Here is a 15,746-nt window from a genome sequence, read left to right on the forward strand (position 1 = left end):
GGGCGTTACGGTTCCGGGCATGGAGCATGCGGAACTCGACCGCCGGGAGCGGGACATCCTCGCGCTGGAGCGCCGCTCCTTCGCGGGGCCCGGCGCGAAGGAGCGGGCGATCCGCGAGGAACTGGGCCTCGCGCCGGTCCGCTACTACCAGCTGCTCAACGCCCTGCTGGACGACGAGCGCGCGCTGGCCTTCGACCCGGTGACGGTGAACCGGCTGCGCAGAGTGCGGGAGACGCGGCGGGCGGAGCGCTGAGGATCAGGTGAGTCGCTCCGCCAGGTCCCGCAGCAGGCCCACCACACCGGCCGGGCCGTCCACCACCAGGTCGGCCCGCTTCCGCAGTTCCGTCACCTCGTCGCTGCCGCTGCACACCAGGAGGCCGGGGGTACCGGCGGCGCGCAGGTCGTCGACCGCGGAGAAGGCGGGCAGGTCGCCCAGGTCGTCGCCGGCGTAGAGGACGGAGGCGGCGGACAGCTCGCGGACATGGGTCAGCAGGGCCACGCCCTTGTCCATGCCCGGCGGGCGCAGTTCCAGGACCAGCCGGCCCGGTTCGACGATCAGGCCGTGGTGGGTGGCCAGCTCGGTGAGCGGGACGCGGAGGGCGTCGAAGACGGCCTGGGGGTCCGGGGCCCGGCGGGTGTGGACCGCCACCGCCCGGCCGCCCTTCTCCTCGATCCAGGCGCCGGTCCCGTCGAGAAGCGCCGGCAGCTCGGCACGGACCGCGGCCACGCCCGGGTGCGGCTCGGGCGCCGTGACCTCGCCGGTCGTCGCGTCCCAGCGTTCGGCGCCGTAGTGGCCCAGGACCGTCAGGTGTTCCAGGCCGGGGACGCCCGCGAAGCCGCCGTAGCGGACCGCGATCTCGGCCGGGCGGCCGGTGATCACCGCCACGGAGGCCACCTTCGGCGCCAGGGCGGCGAGGACCGCCACCGCCTCGGGGTGCGCCCGCGCCTGCTCCGGATCGGCCACGATCGGCGCCAGCGTCCCGTCGAAGTCGAGGCCGATCACCGCGCGGCTCGGCTCCGCGAGGAGTGCGCGCAGGCCCTCCTGACCGGCGGGGGTGGTGGGCGTTGGAAGGTTCATGCTCATCCGTTCAGCGCGTTCAGCTGCTCCAGGAACCACTGCGCAGGCGGGAGCGCCGTCGCCGCCGCGGCGAGCCGCTTCGCGCGTTCGGCGCGTTCGTGGGCCGGCATCGTCAGGGCCTCGTGCAGGGCCGCCGCCGTCTGCTCCACGTCGAACGGGTTCACCACGATCGCGTCGTCACCCAGCTCCTCGTACGCCCCGGCCTCCCGCGACAGCACCAGCGCGCACCCCACGTCGGAGACCACCGGCACCTCCTTCGCGACCAGGTTCATGCCGTCCCGGATGGGGTTGACCAGCGCCACGTCCGCCAGCCGGTACGCGGCGAGGGAGCGCGCGAAGTCGTCCTTCAGATTCAGCAGGACCGGGGTCCAGCCAGGTGTGCCGAACGTGTCGTTGATCTCCTCGGCCACCCGCCGCACCTCGGCCGTGTAGTCCCGGTACACCGCCAGGTCCTGCCGCGACGGATACGCGAACGCCACGTGCACGACCCGCTCCCGCCACTCCGGCCGCGACTCCAGCAGCCGCCGGTAGGCGAGCAGCCCGCGCACGATGTTCTTGGACAGCTCGGTCCGGTCCACCCGCACGATCGTCTTCCGGCCCGCGCCGATCTCCTCGCGCAGGGCGACGATCCGCTCCTCGACGTCGGCCTCGTGGGAGCGGGCGCGCAGGAAGTCCGCGTCCGCGCCAAGACCGTGCACCCCGATCCGGGTCTCGCCGAGCCCGTCCGCGAGCTCCGTGGAGCAGGCCGTGAAGGCGTCCGCCCAGCGCCGGGTGAGGAAGCCGAGCCGGTCGGCGCCCAGCATGCCCCGCAGGACCTGGCCCGCGATGTCGTCCGGCAGCATCCGGAAGTAGTCCACCGGCGCCCACGGCGTGTGCGAGAAGTGGGCGATGCGCAGGTCGGGGCGGAGCTCGCGGAGCATCCCCGGCACCAGGCACAGGTGGTAGTCCTGCACCAGGACCGCCGCCCCCTCGGCCGCCTCCTCCGCGAGCGCCTCGGCGAAGGCGCGGTTGTACGTCTCGTACGACGCCCACTGCCGCCGGAACTCCGCGTCGAAGGCCGGCTCCAGCGGGGTCTGGTACAGCAGGTGGTGGACGAACCACAACACCGAGTTCGCGATGCCGTTGTAGGCGTCGGCGTGCACGTCGGCCGGGATGTCGAGCATGCGGACCCCCGGCTCGCCGACCCCGCGCCGGACCGCCTCGCGGTCGCCGTCGCCGAGCGCCGAGCACACCCACAGGGAGTCCGCGCCGGAGCCGATCGCCGACAGGCCCGAGACCAGCCCGCCGCCACCGCGTTTGGCATGCAGCGAGCCGTCCTCGCGCACTTCGTACGAGACCGGGCCGCGGTTGGACGCGACCAGCACCTGAGCAGCACTGTTGGTTGACGCCATACGCCTCAACCTAGCCCGGCCCCCAAACGCTCAAACGTACGGTTGCGCACTTCCGTGCGGTTACGCGACCTTCCGCTGCGCGTACTCCGCGATCTCCACCATCGGCGGCCGCTCCTCCGTGTCCACGGAGTACGTACGCGGCTCGAAGCCGTCCCGGCCCCGCTCGAACTGGGTGAGAGCGGGCCGGATCATGTGACCGCGGGCCAGCCGGAGCTGCGCGGTGCGGTAGATCGCGGCGGACATCCGGCCCAGGGCCTGCCCGTCCTGGTGACGGTGCTTGCGCACCCCGACATCGACCTGGGCGAGCGCGTTCAGCCCGACCAGGTGCAGGGCGTCGACCAGCATGCCCAGCTCGACGCCGTAGCCGACGGGGAACGGCAGCTGCTCCAGCAGCGAACGCCGGGCCGCGTACTCACCGCCCAGCGGCTGTACGAAACCGGCCAGCTGCGGCCAGTGCATGTTCAGCAGCGGGCGCGCCATGAGCTCGGTGACCCGGCCGCCCTGCCCGGCGGCGCCGCCCAGGGGACGGTCGTACATGCCCTTGACCAGGTCGACCTCGGGGTCGGTGAGCAGCGGGCCCACGATGCCGGCGACGAAGTCCGAGGAGAACTCCTTCAGGTCGGCGTCGATGAAACAGACGATGTCCCCGCTGGTGACGAGCAGGGAACGCCACAGGACCTCGCCCTTGCCGGGCACGGCCGGTATACGCGGGAGGATGTCGTCACGGTGGACGACCCGCGCGCCGGCCGCCTCGGCGACCTCGGACGTACGGTCGGTCGATCCCGAGTCGACGACGACGATCTCGTCGACGAGCGGGACCTGCTGCATGAGGTCATGACGGATCACGGCGACGATGTCACCGACCGTCTCCTCCTCGTTGAGCGCGGGCAGGACGACACTGACGGTCCGCCCCGTGCTCCGCTTCGCGGCCATGATCCGGTGGAGTGGGCGATCGCTCGCGGACCAGGAACGGGTGGCCAGCCAGCGCTCGACTTCGTTCAGCACAGTGCGCGGCTCCTCTGCGTGTGATCTGCGTGTGATCCATCTCGCCGTTCGGACGACTCTCTCAACTGTCCTGGCCTTCGGTTACAGTCTTGAACAACGCGGGTGACCATCGCATGTCCTGGGTGGCCCGCCGTTCACAACTTCATACCGCTCATCCAGAGGGGCAGAGGGATACGGCCCGATGAAGCCCCGGCAACCCTCCAGTCGGTTCTCGTAGCGATCGCTGACGATCGTCTCCGCGAGGCTCCCGACTCGGGAAGGTGCCAAATCCGTCTCACGGCGAGATGCGTCGTGAGGAAGATGAGGAGAAAGGGCCTCGCCTCCATGGCTGCGCAGACAGTTGCAAGCACCACGAACTCCGTCGATCTGGGTCCCGCCGCGGCACTGAGCTGCCGCGAATGCGGCCACCGCGTCCCGCTCGGCCCGGTCTTCGCCTGTGAGGAGTGTTTCGGCCCGCTCGAGATCGCCTACGACTTCTCGGCCTACGACACCGAGGACCTCCGCAAGCGCATCGAGGCGGGACCCGCGAACATCTGGCGCTACGCCCCGCTGCTGCCCGTCCCCGCGGACGTGGCGGACAAGCCCAACATCAACCCCGGCTGGACCCAGCTCGTCAAGGCCGACAACCTCGCCCGCGAGCTCGGCGTGACCGGCGGCCTGTACATCAAGGACGACTCCGGCAACCCGACGCACTCCTTCAAGGACCGCGTCGTCGCGCAGGCCATCGAGGCCGCGCGCGCCTTCAACTTCACCACCCTCTCCTGCTCCTCCACCGGCAACCTCGCCGGTGCGGTGGGTGCCGCGGCCGCCCGGGCCGGCTTCCGTTCCTGCGTGTTCATCCCGCACGACCTGGAGCAGGCCAAGGTCGTCATGGCCGCGGTCTACGGCGGCGAGCTGGTCGGCATCGAGGGCAACTACGACGACGTGAACCGCTTCTGCTCCGAGCTGATCGGCGACCCGGCCGGCGAGGGCTGGGGCTTCGTCAACGTCAACCTGCGGCCGTACTACGCGGAGGGGTCCAAGACCCTGGCGTACGAGATCTGCGAGCAGCTCGGCTGGCAGCTCCCCGACCAGCTGGTCGTGCCGATCGCCTCCGGTTCGCAGCTCACGAAGATCGACAAGGGTCTGCAGGAGCTGATCAAGCTCGGGCTCGTCGAGGACAGGCCGTACAAGATCTTCGGCGCGCAGGCCGAGGGGTGCTCGCCGGTGTCGGTGGCGTACAAGGCCGGGCACGACGTGGTCCGCCCCCAGAAGCCGAACACCATCGCCAAGTCGCTCGCCATCGGCAACCCGGCGGACGGCCCGTACGTGCTGGACATCGCGCGCCGTACCGGCGGTGCGGTGGAGGACGTGAACGACGAGCAGGTCGTGGACGCGATCAAGCTGCTGGCGCGGACCGAGGGCATCTTCGCGGAGACCGCGGGTGGCGTGACGGTGGGGGTGACCCGCAAGCTGATCGAGAACGGTGTCCTCGACCCGACGAAGACCACGGTGGTGCTGAACACCGGCGACGGTCTCAAGACCCTGGACGCGGTGGCCGGTACCGGGCTCACCGCCACGATTCGTCCGAACCTGGACTCTTTCCGAGAGGCTGGCCTCGCATGAGCGTCAACGTCCGCATCCCCACCATCCTGCGCACCTACACCGGCGGCAAGGCCGAGGTGCAGGCCGAGGGTGGGACCCTCGCCGAGGTCATCGCCGATCTGGAGAAGAACCACACCGGTATCGCGGCGCGTGTTCTCGACGACCAGGGCAAGCTGCGGCGGTTCGTGAACGTGTACGTGAACGACGACGATGTGCGGTTCGAGCAGGGGCTGGAGACGGCGACGCCCGACGGGGCCGGAGTCTCCATCATCCCGGCGGTTGCCGGCGGGTGACCATATGACTGGTCATTACCTTCGGTAACAGTAATTACCGAGTGTTCATCCGATTGCCCCCTCCGCGAGAGAAGCGGAGGGGGCAATTCTCTATGGTTGAGCGCGGTACAGTTGGGGAAGCTGCTGCTTCCTGCATGCCGGACGCATATGAGTTCCGACTTCGGATGCGACGAGAAGTAGCCAAAGTGTGTGGGTTCTTTGCGCCTTATGCTCCTTTTGTGGGGCCCGACTTGCCCCGGATTCGGGCGAATTCTCACTACATTCCGGACCCCTTCCGTCCAGAATTCTCGTCCGATTGACCTGTTGCAGACGGCAGTTGGACAGATACATTCAGCCGCGGTCGACGCGTTCCGGCGCACGCCCCCAACCATGTGGGGGGTGAGGTCTGACCCGGATCCATGAAGTGTGGATCCGTGCAAGGGCCAGTAATAGGGGAGTTAGGCATGGCTCAGGGCACCGTCAAGTGGTTCAACGCGGAGAAGGGGTACGGCTTCATCGCGGTCGACGGTGGTGCGGATGTATTCGTCCACTACAGCGCGATTCAGATGGACGGCTACCGCACCCTTGAAGAGGGCCAGCGGGTCGAGTTCGAGATCTCGCAAGGTCAGAAGGGGCCGCAGGCGGACATGGTTCGTCTCGCGACTGGCTGAAGCACGCGCCGGGTAACAACAGCGTCGTTCTTCGTTCTTCTTCGAAGGGCTCGTACCCCATGGGGAGTCATGGGTACGGGCCCTTCGGCATGTGCATGTGCCTCCGGCGGTTGGGCGGGTTCGGGTTCGTGTGCGGGTTCGCTGGGGGCGGGCGTTTTGCGCAGTTCCCCGCGCCCCTGGATGCCTGCGGCGGCCTGTGTGGCTCCGGTGGGGGCTTGGGTAACGCGTGCTCTGTAACGGACGCCGGCCGCTGCGGGCGGACACCCCCGCCCCGTCCCCTGCCCGCCGTACGCGGCTTGCGGGCCGTGGTCTGCCTGCCTCTCTGGCCGGCGAACCGGGGCCCGATACCCGAGAGGCGCTTGCACTCGACCATGCCGAGTGCTAATCATTGGCGTTAGCACTCTGAAGGTGAGAGTGACAAAGATGGACCGGGTCGGTGAGGCCCGCAGGCCTAGTGGGGCAAGGATCCACGGGCCGGCGAGCCGTCCGTCGCGGGCGCGGGCGCGGTCCGAAGGAATCACCCCCAGTCCTGGAGGGACCACTTCACATGGCCAAGATCATCGCGTTCGACGAGGAGGCGCGGCGCGGCCTCGAGCGCGGCATGAACCAGCTCGCGGACGCCGTCAAGGTGACGCTCGGCCCCAAGGGCCGCAACGTCGTCCTCGAGAAGAAGTGGGGCGCCCCCACGATCACCAACGATGGTGTTTCCATCGCCAAGGAGATCGAGCTCGAGGACCCGTACGAGAAGATCGGCGCCGAGCTGGTCAAGGAAGTCGCCAAGAAGACGGACGACGTCGCCGGTGACGGTACGACCACCGCGACCGTGCTAGCCCAGGCCCTGGTCAAGGAAGGCCTGCGCAACGTAGCCGCCGGCGCCAACCCCATGGCCCTCAAGCGCGGTATCGAGAAGGCCGTCGAGGCCGTCTCCGCCGCCCTGCTCGAGCAGGCCAAGGATGTCGAGACCAAGGAGCAGATCGCCTCCACGGCCTCCATCTCCGCCGCCGACACCCAGATCGGCGAGCTCATCGCCGAGGCGATGGACAAGGTCGGCAAGGAAGGCGTCATCACCGTCGAGGAGTCCCAGACCTTCGGTCTGGAGCTGGAGCTCACCGAGGGTATGCGCTTCGACAAGGGCTACATCTCGGCGTACTTCGCCACCGACATGGAGCGGATGGAGGCGTCGCTCGACGACCCGTACATCCTCATCGCCAACTCCAAGATCGGCTCCGTCAAGGACCTGCTCCCGCTCCTGGAGAAGGTCATGCAGTCGGGCAAGCCGCTGCTGATCATCGCCGAGGACGTCGAGGGCGAGGCCCTGTCGACCCTGGTCGTCAACAAGATCCGCGGCACCTTCAAGTCCGTCGCCGTCAAGGCCCCGGGCTTCGGTGACCGCCGCAAGGCCATGCTCGGCGACATCGCCATCCTCACGGGCGGCGAGGTCATCTCCGAGGAGGTCGGCCTCAAGCTGGAGAACGCGACCCTGGACCTCCTGGGCCGCGCCCGCAAGGTCGTCATCACCAAGGACGAGACCACCATCGTCGACGGTGCCGGTTCGTCCGACCAGGTCAACGGCCGCGTCAACCAGATCCGCGCCGAGATCGAGAACAGCGACTCGGACTACGACCGCGAGAAGCTCCAGGAGCGCCTGGCGAAGCTCGCCGGTGGCGTCGCCGTCATCAAGGCCGGTGCCGCGACCGAGGTCGAGCTCAAGGAGCGCAAGCACCGCATCGAGGACGCCGTTCGCAACGCGAAGGCGGCCGTCGAGGAGGGCATCGTCGCCGGCGGTGGCGTGGCCCTCATCCAGGCCTCCTCGGTCTTCGAGAAGCTGGACCTGGAGGGTGACGAGCTGACCGGCGCCAACGCCGTGAAGCTCGCGCTGGAGGCCCCGCTGAAGCAGATCGCCGTCAACGGTGGTCTCGAGGGTGGCGTCATCGTCGAGAAGGTGCGCAACCTGCCCGTCGGCCACGGCCTGAACGCCGCGACCGGTGAGTACGTCGACATGATCGCCGAAGGCATCATCGACCCGGCGAAGGTGACCCGCTCTGCCCTGCAGAACGCCGCCTCCATCGCCGCGCTGTTCCTCACCACCGAGGCCGTCATCGCCGACAAGCCGGAGAAGGCCGCCGCGCCCGCCGGTGGCGGTATGCCGGGCGGTGACATGGACTTCTGATCGACCTCTGGTTGATCAACGTCCTTGCCGAGGGCGGCACTCCCGGGAACGGGGTGTGCCGCCCCCGGTTTTTTCTGCGCTATGCTTGATCACGAGCCGCCCGACGTGAACTCCCGTCGGCCGACTACGCGTTGGTGGTCCAAGGAAAGACGTCCCGCTTCCTGCGGGGAGATGCAGGTGCAAGGCCTGCCCAGCGCTCGACAGAAAGCCCGTCCCACGCTCGTGGGGCGGGCTTCTTTCATGCGTGGCCGGAGTCACAGAGCAGGGGGAAATCCTGAGGCGGACGGGACGGTTGGCACCTGAGTAGTGTCCATGCGCATGCACATACCGAGGAGTACCCACACGTGACCGCCCCCGCCAGCTCCCGTGCCGCCGAGATCCTCTCCCGTCCGGTCCACATCAACGGCCTGACCGTCCCGAACCGCATCGCGATGGCGCCCATGACCCGGATGTTCTCCCCGGGCGGCGTCCCCGGCGAGGACGTGGCGTCGTACTACTCCCGCCGCGCGGCCGCCGGAGTCGGCCTCATCGTCACTGAGGGCACCTACGTCGGCCACGAGTCGGCCGGGAACAGCGGCAGCGTCCCGCGGTTCCACGGCGAGGAGCAGCTGGCGGGCTGGGCGAAGGTCGCCGAGCAGGTGCACGCGGCGGGCGGCACCATCGTCCCGCAGCTGTGGCACATCGGCATGGTGCGCGAGCAGGGCCAGCCGCCCTACGCCGACGCCCCCGCCGTCGGCCCCTCCGGTCTGCGGATCGGCGCCGACGAGCCCACCGGCAAGGCGATGACCCAGCGCGACCTGGACGACGTCATCGGCGCGTTCGCCGAGGCCGCGGCCGCCGCGGAGCGCATCGGCTTCGACGGCGTGGAGCTGCACGGCGCCCACGGCTACCTCCTCGACCAGTTCCTGTGGGCGGGCACCAACCGCCGCACCGACGCCTACGGCGGTGACCAGGTCGCCCGTACGAAGTTCGCGGCGGAGATCGTGGCGGCCGTACGCGAGACGGTCTCGCCCGAGTTCCCGGTCATCTTCCGGTACTCGCAGTGGAAGCAGGAGGCCTACAAGGCGCGGCTCGCCGAGACGCCGGAGGAGCTGGAGGCGATCCTCGCCCCGCTCGCCGCGGCCGGGGTCGACGCCTTCCACGCCTCCACCCGCCGCTACTGGCTCCCCGAGTTCGAGGGTTCCGACCTCAACCTCGCCGGCTGGACCAAGAAGCTCACCGGCCGGACCACCATCACCGTCGGCTCGGTCGGTCTCGACGGCGACTTCCTGCGCGGCTTCGCCGGCGAGGGCGCCCCCCTCAAGGGCATCGACGACCTGCTCGACGCCCTGGAGCGCGAGGAGTACGACATGGTCGCCGTCGGGCGTGCGCTGCTCCAGGACCCCGAGTGGGCCGCGAAGGTGCTGGCGGGCCGCTTCGACGAACTGCAGCCGTACGACGCGTCCGCGCTGAAGTCGTTGAGCTGACGGCACAAGGCTCCCCGACTTGGTTGACTCAGGCAAGGGACGTGGGCTGGAGTGAGGCGAAGCTGCCCCGACCTGTGAGGAGTTCGACCGATGACGTCAGCCGAGGGTCTCGAAGTACGCACCGCGGCCGGTGCCGTGCGCGGGCGCGCCGAGGACGGACTGGTGGTCTTCCGGGGAATCCCGTTCGCCGAACCGCCGGTGGGCGGGGCGCGGTTCCAGGCGCCGCGGCCCGTCAGGAGCTGGGAGGGGACCCGGGAGGCGTACGCCTTCGGGCCCCCGCCCCCGCAGGAGTCCGGCTTCCAGGGGCGCGCGGGTGTGCTGGAGACGCCCACCGGCGACGACTGGCTGACGGTCAACGTCTGGACCCCCGCGACGGACCCTTCGGCCCGTCGCCCGGTGATGGTGTGGATCTACGGCGGTGCCTACAAGCTGGGTCACGCGGGCAGCCCCGGCTACGACGCCCAGCACCTCGCGCGCGCCGGTGACCTGGTCGTCGTCACCCTCAACTACCGCGTCGGCATAGAGGGGTTCGCCCTGCTGGAGGGGGCGCCCGCGAACCGGGGACTGCTGGACCAGGTCGCGGCGCTGGAGTGGGTGCGGGACAACATCACGGCGTTCGGCGGGGACCCCGGGCAGGTCACCGTGTTCGGGGAGTCGGCGGGCGCGGGATCGGTGGCCTCGCTGCTGGCGATGCCGAGCGCGCGGGGCCTGTTCGGGCGGGCCATCGCGCAGAGCGTGCCCGGCACCTACTTCTCCGCCGAACTCGCCCGGGACATAGCGGTGGAGATCGGCAAGGAGGCGGGGCTCGCTCCCACGGCCGCAGCGCTGGCGACCGTGGATCCGCGCGAACTCCCTTCGGTCGGCGAGCGGTTGAGCTCGCGGATGCGTGAGTACGACGACCGGTGGGGCCAGGTGGTGCCGACCGCGACACCCTTCGCACCGGTCGTCGACGGCGAGGTGCTGCCCCGCACCCCCTGGGAGGCGCTCGCGGCGGGCGCCGTGCGGGACGTGGAACTGCTCGTCGGACACAACCGGGACGAGTACCGGCTCTTCCTCGCCCTCGGCGAACAGCTCGGCAAGATCACGGAGGAGCGGGCGGCCGCGGCCCTGCGGATGTTCGCGCCGGGCCCGGACGGGGAGCGCGCCTACCGCGAGGCCTACCCGGACGCCACACCGACCGAACTGTGTGAACGCGTGCAGACGGACTGGCTGTTCAACATGCCGTCCCTGCGGCTTGCGGAGGCACAGAGCGCGGGCGGCGGCCGGGTCCATGTCTACGAACTCACCTGGTCCGCACCGGCGTTCGGCGGCGCGCTCGGCGCGTGCCACGGCCTGGACATCCCGCTGCTGTTCGGCACGTACGACGCCGACCTCGGCAATCTGCTCTTCGCGGGGACCGGGGTGCCGGACGAGGCGAGGGCGCTGACCGCGCTCTTCCAGTCCGCGTGGACGGGATTCGCGCGGACCGGGGACCCGGGGTGGCCGGCGTACGACGGCGAGGGCCGCGCCACTCAGGTCCTCGACGTGACGCCCGAGGTGCGGCCGTACCCGGAGGAGGTGGCGCGGCGGCTGTGGGAGGGGTACGACTTCCCGGCGCTGCCGCTGCTGAAGTAGGCGGCGCTTCTAGAGGTTGCCGAGCGGCTCGATGTCCACCCGCACCGGGGTGCCCCACACCCGCAGCACCTCGTAGTCGGTGAACTCGTGGACGAGCCGGTACGCCATCGCGGCGCGCGGCCCGCGGCGCTGGGCGTTGAGGTAGAGCTCGGCCTCGTGCCGGTCCCGCCTCGGCGTCCCGCACAGCTGCCACTCCTGGCCGGTCCACTGCTCCGGCAGCCACCGCTGCTGGGGCTGCGGCCGGTCCTCCCGCACCCCGTACCGGGAGGGGGCGGGTTCGGTGGAGCGGGGGCGCGCGTAGGGTCCGTTGATCTCGGCGCGGCGGGCCGCCCTGCGCCGGGTCTCGCACAGCAGGCACAGGTCGGGGGCGTTCTCGTCGACCGGGCCGTTCGGATGCTCGGCGCAGCGGGTGGTGGGGGCGGCGGCGCTGACGCTGTCCTCCAGGAGGTCCAGGGCCCGCTTGATGTCCGCCTTCACTTCGTGCAGCTTGGCGTCGGCCGTGTCGCCGGTGAGTGACTCGCCGTGCTCGCCGAGGAGACGGAGGGCGCGGCCCAGGGCGGTGAGCTGGGCGTGGTTCATGGGGTGGCTCCGATGTGCAGCCGGTGGTTTCCAGAGGTTTCCGGGGTCCGGGCCGTGGACGTCACGAAGCGGCCTCACGAGCGCGCGCCTCGGCGATGTCCGCCTCGTCACGCAGTCGCTGCAGCTCTTCCAGTTCCATGGGCAAACCGTACACACCTGCGGGTGTCGTCTTGCGTACGTGTGCTCTTCTCGCTTCAGGGACATCGCGGCCCGGATCTCGTGTGCGCGGGCGTGCGGTGGGGCGTGTGGGGGCGTGTGCGTTCCGGCAACCTCGGCAGACGCCCCCCGGTAGGGTCTCCGGACGCTCGGGAACTCCGCACGGGGTGGGAGGGCGGGTTGGGGCCCTCCCACCTTTCCCTGAAAAGAGGGCTCGGAGCTGGACGTTTGAGCTTCGGACCGGTCCGATCGGTGGGTCAGCCCATGCTCTTGGCGCCGTCCAGGGACTCGCGGATGATGTCGGCGTGGCCGGCGTGCTGGGCGGTCTCGGCGACGATGTGCAGCAGCACCCTGCGGGCCGACCACTGCGCCCCGGCCTCGAACCACGGGGCCTTGGGCAGCGGATGGGCGGCGTCCAGGTCGGGCAGGGCGGCGACCAGTTCATCCGTCCGGTCGGCCGTCTCCGCGTAGTCGGCCAGCACGCCGGCCAGGGTCTCGCCGGGCAGCATCCGGAACTCGTCGGCCCGCCGGGCCCAGTCCTCTTCGGTCATGGCGGTGAAGTCGCCCATCGACGACGGGCCGTCCTGGATGAAGCGCACCCAGTTTCGTTCCACCGACGTGACGTGCTTGATCAGGCCGCCGAGACACAGTTCGCTGACGGTGGTCCGCTGCCCGGCCTGCTCGTCGGTGAGGTCACGGGTGGTGAAGCGCAGGAAGTGCCGCTGCTTGGCCAGCGCCTCCAGCAGGTCGGCACGCTCGCCGGTGGGCAGGGTGGTCTTCGTGGCGGTGGTCATGGTGTGGCCCTCCGTGGATTGCTGTTCCGTCGACAGGCCACACGCTAGGAGGCATGTAGGTCAGATCCTGACCTCTTGGGGGAGGAGACGGCCTCCACGAACGCCGACCACGCCTCCGGCCGGAACACGAGCTTCGGGCCTTGGGGGTTCTTGGAGTCGCGGACGGGGACGGTGGTGGGGTGGCCGTCGGCCACTTCCAGGCAGTCGCCGCCGCTGCCGCCGCTGTAGCTCGACTTGCGCCAGGACTCAGGGGTGTTCCTCATGGGCGTAATCCTGCGCCATTGCCTCGATCAGGGCCAGGGACTTCTGAGGAGAGAGGGCGGACGCCATCAGGAGCCTGTAGGTGAAGCGCTGGTGCCTGACGATGGCTGGATCATCCTCCAGCCGCCCGGTGCCGACACCCTCGAAGTAGACCAGCGGAGGGGCATCTTCGAACTCCATGATCTTGGTGGAGCCCTCCATGGCCGCGTGCGCTCCCGCATCGAACGGCAGTACCTGCACGATCACCCGGCTCCGGCGCGCCAGTTCGGCGATGTGGCACAGCGCCTCCGCCATCACCGTGCGGCCGCCCGTCACTCGACGCAGAGCAGCCTCGTCAATCACCGTCCACAACATGGGCTCTGTTGGATCGTCGAGGAGCCGAGCCCGCTCCCTCCGGGCGGCCACCAGCTTCTCGATCTCCTCGTCCGGAACCGTCGGCTGATACGCCCGGCACACTGCCCTTGCGTACGCGGGCGTCTGGAGCAACCCCGGGATCAGCAACGGCGCGTACTGGCTGATCGCCGCGGCCCGTGCTTCCGCCTCCGCCGCCTCCGCGAAGTGCTCCGGATACTTCGACTTCGCGGCCGCCCCACAGTTCCGCTGGAAGAAGTCCTCCGTCCCGAGAACCTCGTCCAGCTGTCGCGCGACATCCGCCTGCATCCTCCGCGTACCCGCCTCCAACTGCCCCACGAACGACCCGCTCACGAACAGCCGTTGCCCCAACTCCTCCTGGCTCAGCCCCGCCTTCTCCCGCGCGTGCCGCAGCTCTGCTCCCAGAAGTGCTCGCGGTGATGACGACGGGTCCAGATCCTTCGGTCCTGCCATGCGTAGCCCCCGGTCCACCAGTTGACGTTGTTGGGACGTCCTGTCTGGCCAGGTTAGAGCCGTACCGGACACGCTGTGTTGCGAAAAGCAAACTCACCGTGCCCATGGAGGAAAGCGTGCGGTCCACTCAGGAAGTCCTGGAGTCCCTGCGGGAGGCACTCACCGGCGTAGGCGTCGTCCTGCCGTCCCTCGCCGTCGACCCCCTCACCGGTGCCGGTGACGAGCCGTTCCCGCTGGTCGACCTGGGGCGGTGCAACGTACGCACGGCCGAGCGGCTGGCGTCGGTGCTGCGTGGGGAGCGGCCGCCGGTCGGGGCGTACGTCGTGGACGTAAGGGACGGGCGCGTGGGGGAGGTGATGGGGCACCTGGGTGGAAGGGTGCAGCTGCGGCCCCTCGGTGGCGGGCGGGAGTGGGACTGCCCGCCGGAGTCCACCGGGCCCGCGCCCCAAGCAGAGGTGCTGCGGGCGAGAGTGCGGAAGGTCAACAAGGAGGGACGCATGCCCTGTTGAAATGAACCATGCCTCTCCTGGACGCCCTCGCCCGCTTCAACGACGCCCACCCGTGGAGCCACAACGCCCACTTTCACCCGTGGATCATGCGCCAGTTGCCCCGTCACTTCGACCGCGCCCTCGACGTCGGCTGCGGTTCCGGTGACCTGGCCCGGCTGCTGGCCACGCGCGCGACACGCGTCCACGGCATCGACAGCGACGAGCGGATCATCGGCAAGGCGAGGGAGTCCACCCACCCCGGGCTCCCCGTCACCTTCGCCGTCGCGGACGGACGGTCGTACGACCAAGGCGCTCCCTACGACGTCATCACCTGCGTCGCCGTACTCCACCACCTCCCCCTGACCGAGACCCTCGTCCGCTTCCGGCGACAGTTGGCCCCCGGTGGAACGCTGGTGATTGTCGGGCTGACGCGGGAGGACACCCGCGTCCAGACCCTCCTCGGCCTCGCGTCCGTCCCGCTCAACCTGGTCACCGGTTGGGTCAGGAACAGGGGGCGTACGGCACCCCGGCGGCCCGTCGCGATGACCGCCCCGACCCGCCCGGCCGACGTCCCCTACACCGAGTTCGCCCGCGAGGTCCGTCGGGTGCTGCCCGGCGCCCGGCTGAGGCGGCGGCTGTTCTGGCGCTACACCCTCGTCTGGAAAAAGTGCGCGGGGATGTCGATCCAGGCAGGCTCTGAACGACGCAGGGGTGAGAGCACGACACCACACGAGAGGTGAAGGCCATGCCCAAGGTCCGCGTACACAACGTGACGATCTCCCTCGACGGCTTCATGGCCGGTCCGAACCAGCGACTGGACGCCCCCTTCGGCGACGGCGTCGGCTGGGGCGACGACCTGCACCGCTGGTTCATGTCCGCGTCCGAGGAGGCCGCCGCGGGGAAGTCCGGGACCGATGTCGACTACTTCGTCCGCGGTGACCAGAACATCGGCGCGACGATCATGGGGCGGAACATGTTCGGTCCGCAGCGCGGCCCCTGGGAGGACGAGTCCTGGCAGGGCTGGTGGGGGGAGAACCCGCCGTACCACCATGACGTCTTCGTGCACACCCACCACCTGCGCCCGGACCTGGAGATGGCCGGCGGGACCACCTTCCACTTCACCGACGAGCCCCCGGAGACGGTCCTCCAGCGCGCCTTCGACGCCGCGGACGGCAAGGACGTCCGGATCGGCGGCGGGGCGGCGGTCATCCGGCAGTATCTGCGCGCCGGGCTGATCGACGAGCTCCACCTGGCGATCGCGCCGCTCCTCATCGGACGCGGTGAGCGGCTGCTCGACGACCTGGGCGACGGGATCGCCGGGTACCGGGTGTCCGAGCTGGTCAGCTCGCCGAACGTCACCCACGCGCTGCTCGTCCGCCGCTGAATACGTAG

17 protein-coding genes and 1 riboswitch are annotated in these 15,746 nt (G+C 69.9%); of the genes, 10 read left to right on the forward strand and 7 right to left on the reverse strand.

The features are described from left to right. Positions 1-19 precede the first annotated feature (19 nt). A complete protein-coding gene (locus D1369_RS22490; RefSeq protein WP_037900567.1) occupies positions 20-253 on the forward strand; it encodes a DUF3263 domain-containing protein in 234 nt (77 codons plus the stop codon). 3 nt (positions 254-256) lie between these two features. Here D1369_RS22490 and otsB read toward each other — a convergent pair whose 3' ends face one another. Genes otsB through D1369_RS22505 form a run of 3 tightly spaced genes read right to left on the reverse strand, consistent with a single transcriptional unit; the run spans position 257 to position 3,474 of the window. After that, positions 257-1,084 carry a trehalose-phosphatase gene (gene otsB / locus D1369_RS22495; RefSeq protein ID WP_037900565.1) on the reverse strand — a complete coding sequence of 276 codons (828 nt, stop codon included), beginning with the start codon at positions 1,082-1,084 and terminating at the stop codon, positions 257-259. Beyond that, positions 1,081-2,469, reverse strand: a complete 1,389-nt coding sequence (locus tag D1369_RS22500; RefSeq protein ID WP_007382899.1) for a trehalose-6-phosphate synthase — start codon at positions 2,467-2,469, stop codon at positions 1,081-1,083. Before D1369_RS22500 ends, otsB begins: the two co-directional genes overlap by 4 nt. Before the next feature lie 60 nt (positions 2,470-2,529). Then, entirely contained in the window at positions 2,530-3,474 is a 945-nt protein-coding gene (locus D1369_RS22505; protein WP_007382898.1) for a glucosyl-3-phosphoglycerate synthase, read from the reverse strand. 148 nt (positions 3,475-3,622) lie between these two features. Then, a riboswitch (SAM riboswitch) is annotated at positions 3,623-3,781 on the forward strand. A gap of 17 nt (positions 3,782-3,798) precedes the next feature. Here D1369_RS22505 and thrC point away from each other — a divergent pair. From thrC to D1369_RS22535, 6 genes are all read left to right on the forward strand, one after another. Next, positions 3,799-5,079: a threonine synthase gene (thrC, locus tag D1369_RS22510; RefSeq protein WP_007382897.1), complete on the forward strand. Its 1,281-nt coding sequence runs from the start codon at positions 3,799-3,801 to the stop codon at positions 5,077-5,079. Beyond that, positions 5,076-5,351, forward strand: coding sequence for a MoaD/ThiS family protein (locus tag D1369_RS22515; protein ID WP_007382896.1), 276 nt, complete (start codon positions 5,076-5,078; stop codon positions 5,349-5,351). The genes thrC and D1369_RS22515 overlap by 4 nt, the downstream gene beginning before the upstream one ends. A gap of 443 nt (positions 5,352-5,794) precedes the next feature. Beyond that, a complete protein-coding gene (locus D1369_RS22520; RefSeq protein WP_007382895.1) occupies positions 5,795-6,001 on the forward strand; it encodes a cold-shock protein in 207 nt (68 codons plus the stop codon). A gap of 547 nt (positions 6,002-6,548) precedes the next feature. Further along, entirely contained in the window at positions 6,549-8,171 is a 1,623-nt protein-coding gene (gene groL / locus D1369_RS22525) for a chaperonin GroEL (RefSeq protein WP_007382894.1), read from the forward strand. Positions 8,172-8,515: 344 nt separating this feature from the next. Continuing rightward, positions 8,516-9,637 (forward strand): NADH:flavin oxidoreductase, encoded by a 1,122-nt coding sequence (locus tag D1369_RS22530; protein WP_007382893.1) that lies wholly within the window; start codon positions 8,516-8,518, stop codon positions 9,635-9,637. Positions 9,638-9,727: 90 nt separating this feature from the next. After that, positions 9,728-11,251, forward strand: coding sequence for a carboxylesterase family protein (locus D1369_RS22535; RefSeq protein ID WP_037900560.1), 1,524 nt, complete (start codon positions 9,728-9,730; stop codon positions 11,249-11,251). A gap of 9 nt (positions 11,252-11,260) precedes the next feature. Here the strand turns inward: D1369_RS22535 and D1369_RS22540 are convergent, their stop codons facing one another. From D1369_RS22540 to D1369_RS22555, 4 genes are all read right to left on the reverse strand, one after another. Further along, positions 11,261-11,830 carry a hypothetical protein gene (locus D1369_RS22540; protein ID WP_007382891.1) on the reverse strand — a complete coding sequence of 190 codons (570 nt, stop codon included), beginning with the start codon at positions 11,828-11,830 and terminating at the stop codon, positions 11,261-11,263. 413 nt (positions 11,831-12,243) lie between these two features. Beyond that, positions 12,244-12,780, reverse strand: a complete 537-nt coding sequence (locus D1369_RS22545) for a DinB family protein (RefSeq protein WP_007382890.1) — start codon at positions 12,778-12,780, stop codon at positions 12,244-12,246. Positions 12,781-12,824: 44 nt separating this feature from the next. Continuing rightward, positions 12,825-13,043 (reverse strand): DUF397 domain-containing protein, encoded by a 219-nt coding sequence (locus D1369_RS22550; protein ID WP_007382889.1) that lies wholly within the window; start codon positions 13,041-13,043, stop codon positions 12,825-12,827. Continuing rightward, positions 13,027-13,866, reverse strand: a complete 840-nt coding sequence (locus D1369_RS22555) for a helix-turn-helix transcriptional regulator (RefSeq protein WP_007382888.1) — start codon at positions 13,864-13,866, stop codon at positions 13,027-13,029. Before D1369_RS22555 ends, D1369_RS22550 begins: the two co-directional genes overlap by 17 nt. A gap of 116 nt (positions 13,867-13,982) precedes the next feature. On the opposite strand from D1369_RS22555, the gene D1369_RS22560 reads away from it, so the two are divergent. The 3 genes from D1369_RS22560 to D1369_RS22570 are packed head-to-tail and all read left to right on the forward strand — an operon-like array spanning position 13,983 to position 15,738. Beyond that, positions 13,983-14,375, forward strand: a complete 393-nt coding sequence (locus tag D1369_RS22560) for a hypothetical protein (RefSeq protein WP_205574487.1) — start codon at positions 13,983-13,985, stop codon at positions 14,373-14,375. 8 nt (positions 14,376-14,383) lie between these two features. Next, positions 14,384-15,094 carry a class I SAM-dependent methyltransferase gene (locus D1369_RS22565; protein ID WP_007382886.1) on the forward strand — a complete coding sequence of 237 codons (711 nt, stop codon included), beginning with the start codon at positions 14,384-14,386 and terminating at the stop codon, positions 15,092-15,094. Between the two features lie 5 nt (positions 15,095-15,099). Further along, complete coding sequence (locus tag D1369_RS22570) at positions 15,100-15,738, forward strand: dihydrofolate reductase family protein (RefSeq protein ID WP_037903415.1); 639 nt, start codon at positions 15,100-15,102, stop codon at positions 15,736-15,738. Positions 15,739-15,746 lie beyond the last annotated feature (8 nt).

The sequence above is a fragment of the Streptomyces sp. CC0208 genome, from assembly GCF_003443735.1.
Taxonomy (GTDB): Bacteria; Actinomycetota; Actinomycetes; order Streptomycetales; family Streptomycetaceae; genus Streptomyces; species Streptomyces sviceus.

Excerpts from the sequence above, each read along its gene's own strand:
- D1369_RS22535 (WP_037900560.1), top strand. The coding sequence starts at position 9,728 with ATGACGTCAGCCGAGGGTCTCGAAGTACGCACCGCGGCCGGTGCCGTG.
- D1369_RS22570 (WP_037903415.1), top strand. The coding sequence starts at position 15,100 with ATGCCCAAGGTCCGCGTACACAACGTGACGATCTCCCTCGACGGCTTC.
- thrC (WP_007382897.1), top strand. The coding sequence starts at position 3,799 with ATGGCTGCGCAGACAGTTGCAAGCACCACGAACTCCGTCGATCTGGGT.
- D1369_RS22490 (WP_037900567.1), top strand. The coding sequence starts at position 20 with ATGGAGCATGCGGAACTCGACCGCCGGGAGCGGGACATCCTCGCGCTG.
- groL (WP_007382894.1), top strand. The coding sequence starts at position 6,549 with ATGGCCAAGATCATCGCGTTCGACGAGGAGGCGCGGCGCGGCCTCGAG.
- D1369_RS22515 (WP_007382896.1), top strand. The coding sequence starts at position 5,076 with ATGAGCGTCAACGTCCGCATCCCCACCATCCTGCGCACCTACACCGGC.
- D1369_RS22520 (WP_007382895.1), top strand. The coding sequence starts at position 5,795 with ATGGCTCAGGGCACCGTCAAGTGGTTCAACGCGGAGAAGGGGTACGGC.
- D1369_RS22540 (WP_007382891.1), bottom strand. The coding sequence starts at position 11,830 with ATGAACCACGCCCAGCTCACCGCCCTGGGCCGCGCCCTCCGTCTCCTC.
- otsB (WP_037900565.1), bottom strand. The coding sequence starts at position 1,084 with ATGAGCATGAACCTTCCAACGCCCACCACCCCCGCCGGTCAGGAGGGC.
- D1369_RS22500 (WP_007382899.1), bottom strand. The coding sequence starts at position 2,469 with ATGGCGTCAACCAACAGTGCTGCTCAGGTGCTGGTCGCGTCCAACCGC.
- D1369_RS22565 (WP_007382886.1), top strand. The coding sequence starts at position 14,384 with ATGCCTCTCCTGGACGCCCTCGCCCGCTTCAACGACGCCCACCCGTGG.
- D1369_RS22550 (WP_007382889.1), bottom strand. The coding sequence starts at position 13,043 with ATGAGGAACACCCCTGAGTCCTGGCGCAAGTCGAGCTACAGCGGCGGC.
- D1369_RS22555 (WP_007382888.1), bottom strand. The coding sequence starts at position 13,866 with ATGGCAGGACCGAAGGATCTGGACCCGTCGTCATCACCGCGAGCACTT.
- D1369_RS22545 (WP_007382890.1), bottom strand. The coding sequence starts at position 12,780 with ATGACCACCGCCACGAAGACCACCCTGCCCACCGGCGAGCGTGCCGAC.